Source organism: Paenibacillus mangrovi (assembly GCF_022898935.1).
GTDB lineage: Bacteria > Bacillota > Bacilli > Paenibacillales > Paenibacillaceae > Paenibacillus_AQ > Paenibacillus_AQ mangrovi.
This window is the reverse complement of the sequence record NZ_JALIRP010000004.1, coordinates 458,145-474,958: the sequence shown is the minus strand read 5'-3', so window position 1 is coordinate 474,958 and position 16,814 is coordinate 458,145. Positions and strand designations below refer to the sequence as shown.

Sequence of the window (16,814 nt, the reverse complement as noted above, 5' to 3'; positions counted from 1 at the left end):
TACGCTATTTCATAAGAACGACAAGTCGTTTTCTCTAGGTTCTACACAAGGGAAATCGAATTGTCGTCTTTTTTTGCTCCTATTGTTTTATATAGCTGAAAGGAACAAGTCAGATCAAGTTCGTTGATAGAATGCAGAAATCGTTGCTTAGTGAAGTATATTTGCAGGCTGATAAACGATAAAATATGGATTAATTAAGGGGGTTAATGGAGATGCAATATTCGAATCTTGGTAGAAATACATTGAATTTTAACAAGGAATGGAAGTTCTTTCTTGGGGATCCATCCGAAGCGGAGCTAAAGCATGTACCCGACAATGAATGGGAATGCGTTTATTTACCACATACACCTCAAATTGAACCACTTCATATTGATCTGCACTATCAAGGCTTTTGCTGGTATCGTAAGCGCTTCCTTGCAGATGAAGCATGGAAAGGAAAGAAGATTTTCATCGAATTCGAAGCAGCGATGCATGAAGCCCATGTATGGATGAATGGGGAATCAAAACTGGTTCATAAAGGCGGTTATTTGCCGTTTATGATCGACATCACCGAGGATGTTGATTACGGTGCGGAGAATGTGATCGCTGTCCAGCTCGATAATCGCAACAACGGAGCTATACCGCCCGGAAAACCACTGGAGAGCCTGGATTTTTCGTATTTCGGCGGACTTTATCGCAACGTGAAGCTCCATATTATGGACAAGCTCCACGTTACTGATGCGGTATATGCGGGGATACAAGCGGGAGGCGGGGTCTTCGTCAAGTATTCCGATGTATCGAAAGCATCTGCAACGGTCGAAGTTCAGACTCACGTGTTGAATGAGCACGATCAGGTCAAGGATGTCAAAGTCGTATCAACGATCCTGGACAAACAAGGAACAATCGTGGGGACGACTGAAAGTATAATCGAAAGCGTTCAGGCTGGAGGTGAATACACATTTACACAAATCATTACGCTTACAAATCCTCGGCTTTGGCACCCGGACCATCCTTTTTTGTATACGCTGTTGACAGAAATTATCGATGGTGAAAGCAGAAAAGTTGATGAACTTCGCACTCGCATCGGAGTCCGTACGATTTCCTTCAGCAAGGCGAACGGTTTTATGATCAATGGGGAAAGGTTGGTCATCCGCGGGACAAACCGTCATCAGCAATATCCTTATATCGGAAATGCTGCTTCGAACAATGCCCAATACCGAGATGCGGTGAAGTTGAAAGAAGGCGGATTCAATTTCGTACGGCTCGGCCACTATCCTCAGTCTCCGGCCTTCATAGACGCATGTGATGAGCTCGGACTGATGACCGTTGAGCCGGTTCCTGGCTGGCAGTATTGCGCATTGGGAAAATTTCAAGAGATCGCCAAGCAAAATATTCGGGATATGATCCGCCGCGACCGTAATCATCCGTGTATGATCATGTGGGAGGTCAGCTTGAATGAAACATATAACAAACGTGGAGGCGCTACAGATGAATTTTTCCACGAATGCCATCTGATTGCCCATGAAGAATATCCCGGAGATCAAATGAACACATCGGGAGATACGATCGGGAGGGAAAACCCTGCTTACGTCAATTTTGATGTGCCTCATACGATATGGGAAGATAGCACCATGACCCGTCCGTTGGAGGATGTTCTACCGGACAAGGCAGGATTTGACAGGGAGTATGGAGATTATGAGTTCGGCGGTCATGAAAGTACAAGTCGTATACCTCGCGGCGCTGGAGAGAAGAAGCAGCTGCTGCAAGCGTGGAATTATCAATGGTCGCTGAACCGGAACCGCGGCAACCGCTGGTCGCTAGGGGATGCTTCGTGGATCGGTATTGATCATAATCGGGGATGCTATCCATGGATTGCGGAATGCGGAGCCATGGATACCTTCCGCTTGCCCAAATATGTGTATTACTTCTATCAAAGTCAAAGAAAGCCGGATGTAATTCACGAGCAAATCGAGAGCGGACCAATGGCCTACATCGCAAATGAGTGGACGGAACGCGTCTCGCCGGCCAAGGTTGTCGTGTATTCCAACTGTGATGAAGTCGAACTGTTTGTAAACGGTAAATCAGTAGGCATACAAAAGCCTGACCAAGGACCCGACACGGAATATGGTGAGCGCATAACTGGTTATGAAGTCGATTATTGGCTGACCGATGAGGAGCAGCATAAGTGGAAAGAAGGAACCATGGAGTCTAAAACCGATGCCGGCAGCCTGATGGTGTCTACGTACGATGGTGGAAATTGTCGTAATCTGGATAGGGCGCCGTTTACGTTTGAAGGTGTGGCCTATGAGCCTGGGGAGCTAAAGGCCATCGGGCGAATCGCAGGCGTGGATAAGGCCGAGTTCAACGTACGTACACCACTTGAACCTGAAAGGCTGTCTATTCGAATTGACACGAGCGGAAGGGAACTTGCGGCTGACGGATCTGATTTTGTCTTCGCTAATGCTGAAGTTCAAGATGCCAACGGAACTGTCGTCCCTTCAGCAAACCACGAAGTGGTTTTTGAAGTAGAAGGTCCCGTTGTCATCGTTGGCGAGAATCCGATTCAGGCAGAAGCGGGTATCGCTACAGTCTTGCTGCAATCGCGTCCGGTACCAGGTGAAGTGATCGTCACTTGCCATGCAAGAGGGCTAAAATCTGCTGCCACCAAGTTGACCATTACATAGTAATCATCAACTTCGTTGATAGAATACACTTTTCGTTGATAGGATGAGTATTTTTCAGCCTTCTGTACAGCTATAATTTCGTTTTAAGAGAACAAGCAGGAAGGAAACTAGGAGGTGAGCCGTTTGGCCAAACGATTTATTCGTCAGTGGGACCTGCAAATAATGGTCATCCCTGCGATCATCATGATTTTCATATTTTCATATATCCCCATGTGGGGGATTCTCACAGCGTTTCAGGACTATAGTCCGGCGAAAGGTTTTTTCGGAAGCGAGTGGGTAGGCTTCAAGCATTTCAGGATGTTTTTTAACTCTCCGGAATTTTGGCAGATTATGCGGAATACGATCGTGATCAGCCTTCTGAAGCTGTTCATCGCGTTCCCTGCACCAATCATTCTGGCCTTGATGCTGAATGAAGTGAAAAACGCGGTCTTCAAGCGATTCGTTCAGACGGTCAGTTATTTGCCCCATTTCATTTCATGGGTCATCGTGTCAGGATTCGTCATCTCCTTGTTGTCGGTTGATAGTGGCAGTGTGAACATCCTGCTGCAGAAGCTTGGCATCATCGATGAGCCTGTTCATTGGTTATCCATTCCCGAGTACTTCTGGGGGATTCTGATCTCGACGGGGATCTGGAAAGAAATCGGTTTTGGAGCAATCGTATATTTGGCAGCTATTACGGGGGTTGATCCCCACATGTACGAGGCGGCTTCGATTGACGGCGCTGGCCGGATGCGAAAGTTGGTATCCATTACCATTCCGTCTATAGCACCTGTGATCATCATTTTCCTCATTTTGCAGGTTGGACAAATCTTGAATGCGGGCTTTGAAGAGATATTGCTGCTTACCAATCAGGGCCAGAACGTCGTATTAAGGCCAGTGGCGGAAACGATCGATACGTATGTTTATCGTGTCGGGATCGAGAACTATCGTTTCTCGTATGCGACGGCAGCTGGTTTGTTCAAGGGCGTGATCAGTGTCGGTCTGCTTGTGATCGCGAACTGGATCGCCAGAAAACTGGGGAACTCCAGCTTATGGTAACGGCTTCAAGAAAGGAGGCAGCTTGTGAAACGTTCACTCGAAGATAATATAATCGATATTGTGGTATATGCAATCTTGTTGTTGCTTGCCGTTGTCACTTTGTATCCATTCTGGAATTCTTTGGTTATATCCTTTAATGCAGGAAATGATACGGCGGCTGGGGGTGTTACCCTATGGCCAAGAGAATTTACACTAGAGAACTACAAATATGTTTTCAAGGACGCACGATTAATTAACGCTCTCTGGGTCACAGTTGCTAGAACAGTTACGGGCACCTTCCTATCCATTCTATTTACCTCCATGTTTGCGTACGGGATGTCGAGGCGTGGATTGCTAGGCAAAAAGTTTTATATGATCCTTTGCGTCATCACGATGTACTTCAGCGGTGGTCTCATTCCAAGTTATCTGTTAATCAAGGATCTTCATTTGATGGACACGTTCTGGGTGATGATTATACCCGGTCTCATCAGCGTCTGGAATATGATCATCTTCCGTACCTTTTTCCTAGGGCTCCCAGACGGACTGGAGGAATCGGCCAGAATTGATGGATGCAATCATATAAATACGTTTTTCCGAATCGTTATGCCGGTATCAGGGCCAGTCATCGCGACGCTATCGCTATTCACTGCGGTCGGTCACTGGAACTCATGGTTTGACGCTTCGATCTATATTTCGAATCAGAAACTGCTGCCATTGCAAGTCATTCTCAATCAAACGATACAATCAATTTTGTCATTCGAAGCCTCCACGACGATCAGTGCGACCAAACAGGAATTTCTGCAGAACGCGCAGAGCGTTACGCATAAATCGATCGTTATGGCGACGACGATGGTTGCAACCATTCCAATAGTTATGGTGTATCCATTCGTGCAGAAGTATTTTGTTAAAGGGGTACTTGTTGGTTCATTGAAAGAATAGCTAGATGTTATGCGTCGATAGACGATAACATAGAAGAGATTATTAGAGAGGGGTAATCGATGCAATGAACAAGAGAAAATGGTCTACATGTTTGTTGGTCGCGGTTCTATCTGTCAGTACACTACTAGCTGGCTGCGGGAGCGACAAAAAAGAGAGCAAAGCTGCAACAGAGAATGGGAATGCCGGGGATGCTGCAAGCAAAGATCAACCGCTTAAGTTCACGATGTACAACTTTGACGACGGATGGCAGCCTGCCGCTTGGGGAGAGACGGTAACAACCAAGTGGGTTCAGGAAAACAAGAAGGTGACAGTCGATTATCTTCCGACGAACGGGAACGCAAAGCAACGATTCAACGCGATGTATGCGAGCGGTGAGTTGCCAGACGTGATTGCGCTTGGACCGGGACCAGAGCTCGATCGGTTGATCAGCGAAGGACAAGTGGTGGAACTTGATCCATACCTTGATAAATATCCGAATCTTAAGAAATCTGCCGGCGATATGATCCTTAATGTCAACCGTTCGGATGACGGTAAATTGTATATGGTTCCTGACTGGTATGTCGGTGGCGACCATATGAACGGAAACGGCGGTTATGCTGTAAACCGGAAAATCTACAAAGAGATGGGTTCGCCGAAGCTGGAGACAACAACGGATCTAGAAAACTATCTGCGAGCAGTCAAAGTGAAATATCCGAATGTGATTCCACTTGAAGTCGGCGGTCCTTACGATATCAAGATGTTGTATTCAGCATTTAAGGAAAACACCCCGCCGTATTTTGTGAGCAGAATGTTCTATCCGGACGGTGACACGGTGAAGCCGATTACAGAAGACCCAGCTTTCAAAGAGTTCATTTTGTTTGCCAGCCGATTGTATCGTGACAAGCTGATGACACAGGACGTGTTTACACAAAAGGCCGATCAAATGATAGAGAAACTGAGTCAAGGGAGAGTAGCTGTTTCCCTGAATGTGAACTTATCGGGCAGAGCCCGCGTCCCGAACTCGACTCTACGCGCCCAAGATCCTGAAGGTGGTTACGAATTTATTTGGCCAGTACACAAAGAAGGTTTGGACAAGAACAAAATTTATCCGAACTATACAGGACGAGAAGGCGGCGGCAAAATCGTCATTACGAAGAATGCGAAGGATCCTGAACGTATTTTTGCTTACCTCGATTGGGCTACAAGCGACGAGGGGCAAGCAGTTCTCTTCTTTGGACCTCCGGGATTCCTTTGGGATAAAAAAGACGAGAACGGATTTCCGATACCTAACGATAAATATAAATCGATGGACAAAGCCGAACTGGACAAGCTGCAAATTGCCGACAATATAATGGCCGGAAATGCGACATGGGTCGACAATGCCAAAGTGGCCAGAGAAAACCTTCTTCCTGAGGAGGAGCGGGATTTCCAAACGACGGCGCAGGTGAATGTCGCTTGGAAGACGTCGATGGACATCACACCTTTTGCGAATACAGACCCGCAAGGGGATTCTGAAGAAGGCATTATCCAGCAATCGGTGAAAGATATATTTGATGAGGCTTTTTCAAAAATGATTTATGCCAAGAGCGACGAGGAAGTCGTATCGATTCTGAACAAGGCGAATGAAGACATGAATAAAGCCGGCTTTCCTAAAGTGCTCGAATTCATCCAGAAGAAATGGCAGGATAATCTGAAAAAAATTAATGGTAGTAAATAACTTCAGATGAGTGGATGGATAGAGTATACTAAATTAGTATACTCTATCCATTTATATGAGGGATGGATGCCATGTATCATGTGCCTGTTGCACTATTGAGTTAATTCCTAAAATTGGAGGTGCTATGAATAATGAGCAGAAAAGTTGGTTGGATTGCTGACAATGGAAATGGTACCTATACGAATCCCATTATGTGGGGTGACTATCCGGATAATGATGTAATCAGAGTTGGTGACACCTACTATATGTCTTCAACAAGTATGCATTTATTCCCAGGATGCCCAATTATGAGTTCAAAAGACTTAGTGAATTGGGAATACGAAAGTTATGCGGTTGAGCGAATGGAAGGCGATCAATATGACTTGATCGACGGCGATGTTTATGACGAAGGTCCATGGGCAACGAGTTTAAGATATCATAACAATAAATTTTATCTTATGTTTAATATCAATCATGATGCTGCATATGTAAGTATTGCAGATTGTGCAAAGGGTCCATGGACGCTGTATAAACTGGAAGACGAACTGTATGATCCAGGCTTATTTTTTGACGATGATGGAAAAATCTATGTCGTACATGGCCAAGGAGAACTCTATCTTAGTGAGCTTACGATCGTAAATGAAGAAACAGGCCAATTATCTATCATTTCTAAGAGAGAACCTGATGCCAAAAGAAACGGTAAGAAGATTTATTCTTATCCATGTCCCGGTCATCGTTACAATGGGTATAATGAGGGCGCACATGTATATAAAATAAATGGCTTCTACTATATTCTAACGACGCCGATTTGGAAGCATGGTTCCAAAAAAGAAGTTGCCATTCGAACGAAGGATTTAGCAAACGGACCTTATGAAGTAGAGGATATTATGACAAGCTTTATGAATTTCTGGGGGAATGGCATTCATCAAGGGGGAATTGTCGACGTACCTCAGGAAGATGGTACCTCAGAATGGTGGGCGATCATATTCCAGGATCGATCGAAACTTGGAAGAGTACCTACACTGCAGCCTGTTGAATGGAAGAATGGCTGGCCATACATGGGGCAGGTAGATGGTGAAAAAGCTGTTATTACACATAGAAAGCCTAATATACCTGACTTAGAGCCTTCCCAACCCAAGGCGCCGCATGCTTCGGATGACTTTAGCACGAGAACGATAGGGTTACAGTGGCAATGGAATCACAATCCGGATAATAGTAAATGGAGTCTCGAAGAAAGACCAGGATATATGAGACTTCATACTTCGAGTGTTACGGATAACTTAACCTATGCCAGAAATACGCTTACACAGCGGGTCGTTGGTCCAGATTGTATAGGGACTGTTAAGTTAGATATTAGTCATATGGCCGATGGTGATACAGCAGGTCTATGCTTAATGCAAAAAAGTTTTACATTCATCGGGATCAAAAATGAAGATGGTCATAAATCTATCGTTATTAATGATAATACGACTGAACATGCATCAGTAAATTTATCTATAGGCATCAAAGACATCTGGTTAAGGGCTGAGACTCCAAGAAATGAATATCGAATGGAGTTTTCATATAGTCTAGACGGGATCCATTTTACACGGCTTGGCGGAAGATACGATATGCGCTATGGAACCTATGTAGGAATGCGATTTGGTATTTTCAACTATGCAACAATACAGCTGGGTGGATATGTTGATGTAGATTCCTTTGAACTGACAACGACAGAAAATCAGGGTAACCTCTTTGGCATAAATAGAAAAATTGATGCTGAGCGTTATGACGATCAAAAGTTTGTTTCAGACAAGGAACTGCAAATAAACTCAAAAACAGAATGGACATGTGATGATCCGAACTGTGACTATGATCTAAGTATATCGAATCTTAAAGACGGAGATTGGCTGCAATATGATCAAGTCGATTTTGGTGCTGGTGATGCAGCATGGTTTAATGCACGGGTAGCAAGTTCATTAACTGGAGGTAAGATTGAGGTTAGACTTGATCGCATGGATGGTGAGTTAATAAGTACACTTCATATTCCCAATACAGGTGATATCAATCAGTATGTCAATGTGAAGAGTGACCTTACAACAAAAGTAACTGAAATACAAAAGGTATATCTTGTGTTTCATGGTGCGAGTCAACATATGTGCAAACTGAACTGGTTTATGTTTGGTTCCGGAGAATTTCCTCAAATACCTTCTATCCCAGTAAATTTGACTGTTGTGGCTGAAAATGAATCTATTCTAAATATCAAATGGGATGATTCACCAGGAGCACTGCAATACGACATGATGTTTGATGACAGAGTGATAAGTAATGCTACTAGTGACTTCTCACAGACAGGTCTCGCACCGCGCTCTAGCCATACGGTAAAAGTAAGGGCCAAAAACGTTGCTGGTTATAGTGAATGGAGTGAAGAAGTTATAACTGAAACATGTCCAGAAGAAGTGGCAGAATAATCTGACAAAATGTACGACAAATAGCTTCAACTTTGTCGAATGGAAGAGTATACTATTATAGTATACTATATACATTTTCATAAGGAATGATTGCCATAAATAACGTATTGCTTGTGGACGATGAACAGTTGGATTTGGAAGTATTACAACGTTTTACGCCCTGGGAACAGCTAGACATGGCGATCGTTGGTGCCGTACACGGGGGAGGGGCCGCCTTAAACCTGTTGCAGGAAAAGCACGTGGATATCCTCATCACTGACATCCAAATGCCATTGATGTCCGGACTTGAGCTAGCCGAACAGGCCAAAAGATTGTTCCCCCATTTGAAAATTATTTTTATTAGCGGTCATGAGGATTTCCAATATGCCAAAAGAGCCATTTCGATGAATGCCAGTTCCTACATTCTAAAACCCGTGAATGATCAAGAGCTGCTGAACACGCTGCAGCTTGTCAGAGAGCAATTGAAGTACGAACGGGAACAAATGAAGAAGGAAGAGCAAATGGACTCATCGATTCCGCTGCTGCAAAATGAAATGATGTATCAGTGGCTGCGGGGAACGATTGAATACAGAATGCTCTACCACTTTCATGAAAAATGGGGCATCATCTGGGATGGCGGACAATGCTGCGTCGCTATTATTGAAATGGATGACATGGCGTGGAAATTGAAGGCGTTTTCCGATGATCAGCGGAGATTCGCCATCGATCATGTATTTCGCTTGATCAGTGATTACATTCATGTCCGGCAGCTGGGGATTTATTGCAAGACGGGAGATGACAAGGTTGTCATTCTCATGGGTGGCTGCAAACTCGAACCTGCGGAAACGATGCAGAATTTAGTTGATCATGTACGCAATCATTCCAACTTGACCATCACGGTTGGATTAGGCTCACAGGTCGACTCCCTGCAAAGAAGCCCCTTGCTCCTACCGGAAAGCCTGCGAGGCGCTTGGAACGAAGATGTTTGTCGGCAAATGTCGGGTAATCACGATGGAGCAGACAGAGGGCGAAATCGTTAAACAATCACTAGACCTTGAGCAAATCATGGAAAAAATGTTCGCCGCCACCGTCAATTATGACCCTGTCCTCATCCATGACAGCCTGGAACAACTATTCGAATTGGTGCAAAGTCTTAAGGACAAGCTGTCTGTTTACAACTTTGCTTTGTATGCGATTTCAAAGACAGATTTTTTCCTGCAGTCGCTGAACGTCAGTTTGTATGATTTACTCAGCATCGACTTGAAAAATTTGAACGTGCTCTATGATTTTGAAACGATTGACGATATCAAGTCATGGCTCCGCAGGCAGCTGTATGAGGTTTCCGAGCATTTGCATAACAAGAAGAAAAATCCGAACCAAAAGCTGATTGATGAAATTGAAAGATACGTTGAAGAGAATCTTGAGACTTCACTTCAGCTGCGGAATGTAGCCAAGGTGTTCGGGTTTTCACCCAACTATTTGGGTTATTTGTTTAAAGAGGTTACCGATGAGCAATTTGGTGAATTTGTAACGAGGAAACGCATGGAAAAAGCCCGTCAGTTTCTTCAGGATCCGAAGTTGAAAATATTTGAAGCGGCCCACCTCGTAGGTTATCAGAATCTGACCATGTTCAGCAGGCATTTCAAGCAGAGTTTCGGTCTTCCGCCGGCAGATTACCGTAAGCAAGGTCAGGGTAGCAAATGAAACGGTTCTCCTTCGGATATAAATTAATGGCTTCTTATATACTGCTGGTCATCGTACCTGTCATTTCTATCGGTTATTATGCGTATTATACTTCCGTACAATATGTGAAAGAACAGACGATACAAAATGTCACAACCACGTTGAAGCAGGTTCGCGATAACATCGAGGGAAGAATGCAAATGGTGGAGCGGGTCAATAATCAGATTTATCTGGATCAGTCGCTGCAGCGAGCATTTAATAAACGCCAAGAGCCTTGGGACAGCTATCAGACCATTACCCAAAACGTCATTCCAAAGCTTGAATCGGCTTTAAATCAGTCGACGCACAACGTCATGCTTGATTTGTTTTTGTACAATGATACCTTGCCGGAAATCTATGATACAGAGACCAGTGAAGATCCGCTTTTGCATGGCAAACGGTATAACCTGATTCATTATCAACGCGTCAAGCAGCTGGACTGGGTGAAAAAGTTTGAGGCGATGCCTGTTGATTCCGTGTGGATGCAAGTTGGTATGGATTCGAAGTTTGGCAATATTTCTTTGCTTCGAAAGATGATGGATTTTCAAACCGTCAAGGCGATTGGAACCATGCGGGTTACCGTCAAAATGGACAATCTATTCGGAAACCTGAATTACAGCGACAGCAGAGACGGTATACCAGGCTATTTCGCTGTGATCAACGAGCAGAACGAAGCCGTTTACGAGAATAGGAGCAATCCGCTCCCGCAGGATTGGAAGGCGAAGGCGGAAGCTTACATGCAGATTCATGAGTCTATCGAAGGCATCAACTATCGGATCATGGCACTTATTCCGCTTCAGGAGCTGGAACATGCTGCCCAGAAAGTAAGAAATATGACACTGCTCATCTGTGTTGCGAGTTTTTTGATACTCGTGGCGATCGGTGCGATTGTTTCCAATACATTTTCGAAGCAAATCAACAGAATTGTTCGTTCCCTCAGAGCATTTCAAGAAGGAAATTTCACGAAGCGAATCCAATATACCGGCTCGGATGAGTTCGCGCAAATTGCTATTGCGTTCAATGAGATGGCTGAGCATACAGAAGACCTCATCCAGGAGGTCTATGTTACCAACTTGCAGAAGAAAGAAGCTGAGCTGGATGCGCTTCAAGCTCAAATTAATCCGCACTTTCTGTACAATACGTTATCTTCGATTAGCAGGCTAGCCCGCTTAGGAGAAACGGAGAAGCTGCATCAAATGGTTAGCGAGCTGGCAACGTTCTACCGTCTGACGTTGAATCAGGGGAGATCAATCATTCCGATTCGCGAGGAAATTCAGCAGGTAAGGTCGTACATTGGCATTCAAAAGATAAAGCATGTGGACAGGCTTGAGGTTAGCTTTGATATTCATTTCTCTGTCTTGGAATACGATACAGTGAAGCTGGTTTTGCAGCCGTTTGTTGAAAACGCTTTGAAGCATGCCATGTCCGAAGAGCCCCTTCATATCCGAATCGTTGCCTATCAGGAAGAAGGGGCGATCGTGATGAAAGTTATCGATAACGGAGTCGGTATGAGCGAGGAAACGATAAGCAAAATTTTTGCTTGTAATGACCAAAGGATTGGTTATGGGATCCGGAATGTAAATGAGAGGATCAAACTGCAATTCGGAGAATCATTCGGCATAACGATAGAGAGTAAATTAAGCATAGGAACGACGGTTCGGATCGTCATTCCGTTATACCGAGAGTTGTCTGTTCAAAGTGATATCAGTTAAACATCATCATATACATGAACAATATGTTCAACATATGCAAATATAAATTATAATTTAACGGAGGTTTATACTATGTCTATTTTTGCAGTGGAAGGTAACCAATTTGTATTTAACGGCGAGCCGGTCAGACTTATTTCAGGCGCAATCCATTATTTTCGTATCGTTCCTGAATATTGGCGCGATCGTCTGATGAAGCTGAAAGCTTGCGGATTCAACACGGTAGAAACCTATGTTCCGTGGAACCTGCACGAGCCAAATGAAGGACAGTTCAACTTCGAAGGTATCGCTGACATCGTCAAATTTATCGAGACTGCAGGCGAGCTGGGGCTGCATGTAATCGTTCGCCCGAGTCCATACATATGCGCAGAGTGGGAATTCGGCGGAATGCCGGCATGGCTGCTGGCCGATCCTGGCATGAAGCTACGCTGTTTCCACCAGCCGTTCCTCGATAAAATCGACGCCTATTATGACGTCTTGATGCCGAAGCTTGTTCCGCTGCTCTGCACGAACGGCGGGCCGATCATCGCGATGCAAATCGAGAACGAATACGGCAGCTATGGCAATGACACGCAGTATCTTGAGTATTTAAAAGAGGGCAAGATCAAGCGCGGTATCGACGTGCTGCTGTTTACCTCCGATGGACCAGGAGACTTTATGCTGCAAGGCGGTATGGTTCCGGATGTGCTCGAGACTGTCAACTTTGGTTCACGGCCAAAGGAAGCCTTTGCTGAGCTGCGCATTTACCAGCCGGAAGGTCCGATCATGTGTATGGAGTATTGGAACGGATGGTTCGACCATTGGTTCGAGAAGCATCATACCCGTGATGCAGCCGATGTGGCGAGAGTATTCGACGAAATGCTGTCGATGAACGCATCGGTTAACTTCTATATGTTCCATGGTGGAACGAACTTCGGCTTCTGGAGCGGTGCGAATGACGATGGCGACAAGTATATGCCAACCATCACAAGCTATGACTACGACGTTCCGGTCAGCGAATGCGGCGATGTGACGGACAAGTTCTATGCTGTACGCGAGGTCGTGTCGAAATACGTTGATCTCGGTCCTTTGGAGCTTCCAGAACCAATTGCGAAGAAAGCTTACGGCCAGGTGAACATGACACAACAAGCGTCGTTGTTCGATTCCCTTGACAAGCTGTCTACGCCGGTGCAGAGAACATGCCCGGACCCTATGGAGCTGCTTGGACAAAACTACGGCTTCATCTTGTACACAACGCGGATTTCAGGACCACGCGAAGAGACACCTCTGAGACTTCAATATGTGCATGATCGTGCGCAGATCTTTGTTGACGGTGAATATAAAGGTGTCGTTGAGCGCTGGAACAAAGACGCAGAGCCAATTACTTTTAGCATCCCGCCAGAGGGCGTAACTTTGAGCGTGCTTGTCGAAAATATGGGACGGACCAACTACGGCCCATACTTGCGTGATGTGAAAGGGATTACGGAAGGAATCCGCTTCGGGGCGCAGTTCCTATACCATTGGACGATCCACACACTGCCAATGGAAGACTTGTCGAAGCTGGAGTATACAACTGCAGCAGCGAAAAGTGATGGTAAGCCAACATTCTACAAAGGGACGTTCGAAGTGGATGAGACGGCAGATACGTTCCTCGAGTTGAAAGGTTGGAACAAAGGCGTTGCGTACATCAACGGCTTCAACCTTGGCCGTTATTGGGAAACGGTAGGGCCGCAAAAAACGTTGTACATCCCTGGCCCTCTTCTCCGCAAAGGAGAAAATGAGCTCGTGCTGTTCGAGCTGCATGGTGCCAAAGAGCCGGTCGTTACCCTTCGCGATAGTGCTATTCTCGGGTAGATAATTTTGCCAAGCCAGTTGTATGGATTTATCTTTGCTGAAATGAAGTAAATAAAGCCGCTAAACACAAGGAATTCCGAGTGTTTGGCGGCTTTTTCTATGCTGCGCGCCTAGCCAAGCTAGGCACAAATAGCCGGTGCAAGTCCGGTCGAGGTAAGAGCCAAGTCGCTTCGTAGCTGACAGGCAACTGGTTCCTCCCCTTATGGAATAATATACGACAGTGGATCGATTGATCTAACCCGTAGGTGTGTTCTGAAACACTTCTTCGATGCGCTGAATGGCTGGGGTACATTCTAAGTCATCACGACCATGTTCGCCTTCAAAGTGACTTCCAAAAAAATACAAAGAATCAATTGACATGTAAGCGAATACATTGTAAAATCTGGTTTAAATATTTGGGTGAAAAAAATTCAATAATTGGAACTAATTCTCAGGTATTTGGGTGATTTTTTTGGGTGGTATTTTGGAAAGTCAAAAAAGGAGCATAGCAAGTGCCAACGTTAAAAGATATAGCAGAAGCTGTCGGCGTGTCGATATCCACTGTCTCCCGTGTCATCAACAACGATGTGAGCAAGCATGTAAGCGAGGATACTAAAAGCAAAATATGGCGTGCTGTTCAGGAGCTCGGCTATGAGCCGAATGAATCGGCGCGCAAGCTCGTGATGAAGAAAACATCGGCACCCAAGCAGCCGTCGATGCAAATCGGATTCATTTCTTCATGGTCGTTAAGTTGGACGGAACAGGACCCGTTCTTCACGGCAATCGTTGCCGGGATGCGGCAATTGATGGAGGATCGCGGCTATACGTTCGCTTACGTACACACCTTCAAAGAGCTCCGAAATGAGACGCTGCTGCATAAGCTGCTGCACGAGCAGCGGGTCGACGGGGTGATCATATTTGGGAATGCTTACGAAGAAATCGATATTGTCCGCTTGATCCAGAACCAAAATCCGGCGATCGTTGGCGTGATGTCGGATATTCCGGGCATTCAGAACATTAATTTCGATCATATCGCCGCCGCCAATACAGCGGTAAATCATTTGATCGAGCAAGGTCATCGACGGATCGGTTTTATAGGGGGATGCGTTTATGACGGGGGACACGAAAGTGAGGATCGGTACATCGGATATAACCAGGCGATGCAAAAAACCGGTTTGGAAATAAAAAGCGAATGGATCGTCAACACGGAATGGATTATCGACCGGAGCTACAGCTGGATGCTGGAGCTGCTCGAGCGAAGCAGGGGAGAACAGCTGCCTACGGCCATATTTGCGGCAAGCGATCGGCTTGCGCTTCCTGCGATGAGGGCAGCCATCGAGCGGGGTATCGAGGTGCCGCAAGATATGGCATTCATCGGGATTGATAACATCGAGTTGTCCCAGTATACGTCTCCGCCCTTGTCGACGATTCATGTCCCGAAATTCGAGCTTGGTATGACCGCGATCAAAACGCTGATCGATTATATGAACAGCGATTTTCACCCGCCGTTCTGGTTGAAAATGCCGCATGAGCTGATCGTGCGTGAGTCTTCGGACTACAAAAGGTAAAACGTTTGGGCAATCGAATAGAATGAAATTGCCCGGTTTTCCTGCTGCTATTAGCCAAACGTTGTCATAATTTGGGCCCGAAATAATTCAAAATATTAGGAGGGGAATTGGATGGATCAAATCAGAATCGGAATGATCGGCGCAACAGGCCGAGGAGGTATCGCCAAATATTGGCACAAACCTGATGGTAAATCGATCGTTGTCGGCGGTATGGACGTATATCCGGAAAGACTGGCTGCATTTCAGAAAAACGTCAATCCCGACGCGTTCATCACAACGGATTACCGCGAACTACTTGAGCGTAAAGATATTGACGCGATCGCCATAACATCGCCGGACTTTTGTCACGAGGAACACGCGATTGCCGCGCTGGAGTCGGGCAAGCACGTCTTTTGCGAGAAGCCGCTGGCCATTACGGTGGAAGGCTGTGACCGCATCCTCGCCGCCTGGAAGAAGTCGGGCAAGCATTTGATGTCGGGCTTTAACATGCGCTATATGAACATGTTCCGGACGATGAGGGAAATCGTAGATTCTGGCGTGATCGGGGAGATTAAAGCGGTTTGGGTACGCCACTTTGTCGGTTACGGCGGTTATTTCTACTACCATGACTGGCACGGAAACTCGAAAAATACGACTTCGCTGCTGCTGCAAAAAGGGTCCCACGACCTCGATATGATTCATTGGATCACAGGCAAATATACAAAAAAAGTGTCCGCCTTCGGCAGTCTTGATTTTTACGGTGGCGACAAGCCGAACGACCTCGTATGCAACAATTGCGGAGAAAAGGAAACCTGCACGGAAGCCAGCTTCGACAAGCTGAACCAATGCGCGTTCCGCGAGGAAATCGACGTCGAAGACAACAACATGATCATCATGGAAATGGAGGGCGGCATCAAAGCATCCTACCTGCAATGCCACTTCACACCAGATTACCATCGCAATTATACGTTTATCGGTACGGAAGGCAGGATGGAGAACGACGAGCTGACGAACAGAGTTATCGTCAAAACACGCCGTTCCAACACGATGCGCCAATATGCCGACCGTATATATGAGGTTAAGGAGGCGGAAGGTACGCACGGTGGGGCCGATCCGAACATCTGCAAGGATTTTGTCGACATGATTCTATACGGAAAAGAACCTGTCGCTACGCCGCTTGCCGGCCGGATGAGCGTGGCCGTAGGCTGTGCTGCTACCGAATCGATTCGCTCTGGCGGTCGTGTCGTGGAAGTTGCTCCGATTCCCGATTTTATGAAATGATAATTAATGATTTGTATCCG

The 16,814-nt window shown here is 45.8% G+C and carries 11 protein-coding genes; all 11 read left to right on the top strand.

The window, feature by feature from the left end; translation table 11 throughout:
- The first annotated feature begins 212 nt into the window (after positions 1-212).
- The 11 genes from MUG84_RS12870 (at position 213) to MUG84_RS12815 (ending at position 16,794) form a co-directional block, all read left to right on the top strand.
- Positions 213-2,663: a glycoside hydrolase family 2 protein gene (locus tag MUG84_RS12870; protein WP_244725407.1), complete on the top strand. Its 2,451-nt coding sequence runs from the start codon at positions 213-215 to the stop codon at positions 2,661-2,663.
- Positions 2,664-2,825: 162 nt separating this feature from the next.
- Positions 2,826-3,701, top strand: coding sequence for an ABC transporter permease (locus MUG84_RS12865; protein ID WP_244725489.1), 876 nt, complete (start codon positions 2,826-2,828; stop codon positions 3,699-3,701).
- Positions 3,702-3,725: 24 nt separating this feature from the next.
- Positions 3,726-4,619, top strand: a complete 894-nt coding sequence (locus MUG84_RS12860) for a carbohydrate ABC transporter permease (RefSeq protein ID WP_244725406.1) — start codon at positions 3,726-3,728, stop codon at positions 4,617-4,619.
- Positions 4,620-4,683: 64 nt separating this feature from the next.
- Positions 4,684-6,315, top strand: a complete 1,632-nt coding sequence (locus MUG84_RS12855) for an extracellular solute-binding protein (RefSeq protein ID WP_244725405.1) — start codon at positions 4,684-4,686, stop codon at positions 6,313-6,315.
- 131 nt (positions 6,316-6,446) lie between these two features.
- Complete coding sequence (locus tag MUG84_RS27295) at positions 6,447-8,744, top strand: family 43 glycosylhydrolase (RefSeq protein WP_280521288.1); 2,298 nt, start codon at positions 6,447-6,449, stop codon at positions 8,742-8,744.
- Positions 8,745-8,830: 86 nt separating this feature from the next.
- Complete coding sequence (locus tag MUG84_RS12840; RefSeq protein WP_280521287.1) at positions 8,831-9,763, top strand: response regulator; 933 nt, start codon at positions 8,831-8,833, stop codon at positions 9,761-9,763.
- Positions 9,735-10,427, top strand: coding sequence for a helix-turn-helix domain-containing protein (locus MUG84_RS12835; RefSeq protein WP_244725403.1), 693 nt, complete (start codon positions 9,735-9,737; stop codon positions 10,425-10,427). The genes MUG84_RS12840 and MUG84_RS12835 overlap by 29 nt, the downstream gene beginning before the upstream one ends.
- 26 nt (positions 10,428-10,453) lie before the next feature.
- Positions 10,454-12,157, top strand: coding sequence for a sensor histidine kinase (locus tag MUG84_RS12830; protein ID WP_244725402.1), 1,704 nt, complete (start codon positions 10,454-10,456; stop codon positions 12,155-12,157).
- A 72-nt stretch (positions 12,158-12,229) separates the two neighbouring features.
- Positions 12,230-13,987 carry a glycoside hydrolase family 35 protein gene (locus MUG84_RS12825; protein WP_244725401.1) on the top strand — a complete coding sequence of 586 codons (1,758 nt, stop codon included), beginning with the start codon at positions 12,230-12,232 and terminating at the stop codon, positions 13,985-13,987.
- Between the two features lie 491 nt (positions 13,988-14,478).
- Positions 14,479-15,534, top strand: a complete 1,056-nt coding sequence (locus tag MUG84_RS12820) for a LacI family DNA-binding transcriptional regulator (protein ID WP_244725400.1) — start codon at positions 14,479-14,481, stop codon at positions 15,532-15,534.
- A gap of 111 nt (positions 15,535-15,645) precedes the next feature.
- On the top strand, positions 15,646-16,794 hold the full coding sequence (locus MUG84_RS12815; RefSeq protein WP_244725399.1) for a Gfo/Idh/MocA family protein: 1,149 nt from the start codon (positions 15,646-15,648) through the stop codon (positions 16,792-16,794).
- The last annotated feature ends 20 nt before the right edge of the window (positions 16,795-16,814 follow it).

What these genes read in the sequence shown, in the direction of transcription:
- MUG84_RS12840 (WP_280521287.1), top strand. Translation starts at nt 8,831, where the DNA reads ATGATTGCCATAAATAACGTATTGCTTGTGGACGATGAACAGTTGGAT.
- MUG84_RS12830 (WP_244725402.1), top strand. Translation starts at nt 10,454, where the DNA reads ATGGCTTCTTATATACTGCTGGTCATCGTACCTGTCATTTCTATCGGT.
- MUG84_RS12865 (WP_244725489.1), top strand. Translation starts at nt 2,826, where the DNA reads ATGGTCATCCCTGCGATCATCATGATTTTCATATTTTCATATATCCCC.
- MUG84_RS12825 (WP_244725401.1), top strand. Translation starts at nt 12,230, where the DNA reads ATGTCTATTTTTGCAGTGGAAGGTAACCAATTTGTATTTAACGGCGAG.
- MUG84_RS12870 (WP_244725407.1), top strand. Translation starts at nt 213, where the DNA reads ATGCAATATTCGAATCTTGGTAGAAATACATTGAATTTTAACAAGGAA.
- MUG84_RS12835 (WP_244725403.1), top strand. Translation starts at nt 9,735, where the DNA reads ATGGAGCAGACAGAGGGCGAAATCGTTAAACAATCACTAGACCTTGAG.
- MUG84_RS27295 (WP_280521288.1), top strand. Translation starts at nt 6,447, where the DNA reads ATGAGCAGAAAAGTTGGTTGGATTGCTGACAATGGAAATGGTACCTAT.
- MUG84_RS12815 (WP_244725399.1), top strand. Translation starts at nt 15,646, where the DNA reads ATGGATCAAATCAGAATCGGAATGATCGGCGCAACAGGCCGAGGAGGT.
- MUG84_RS12855 (WP_244725405.1), top strand. Translation starts at nt 4,684, where the DNA reads ATGAACAAGAGAAAATGGTCTACATGTTTGTTGGTCGCGGTTCTATCT.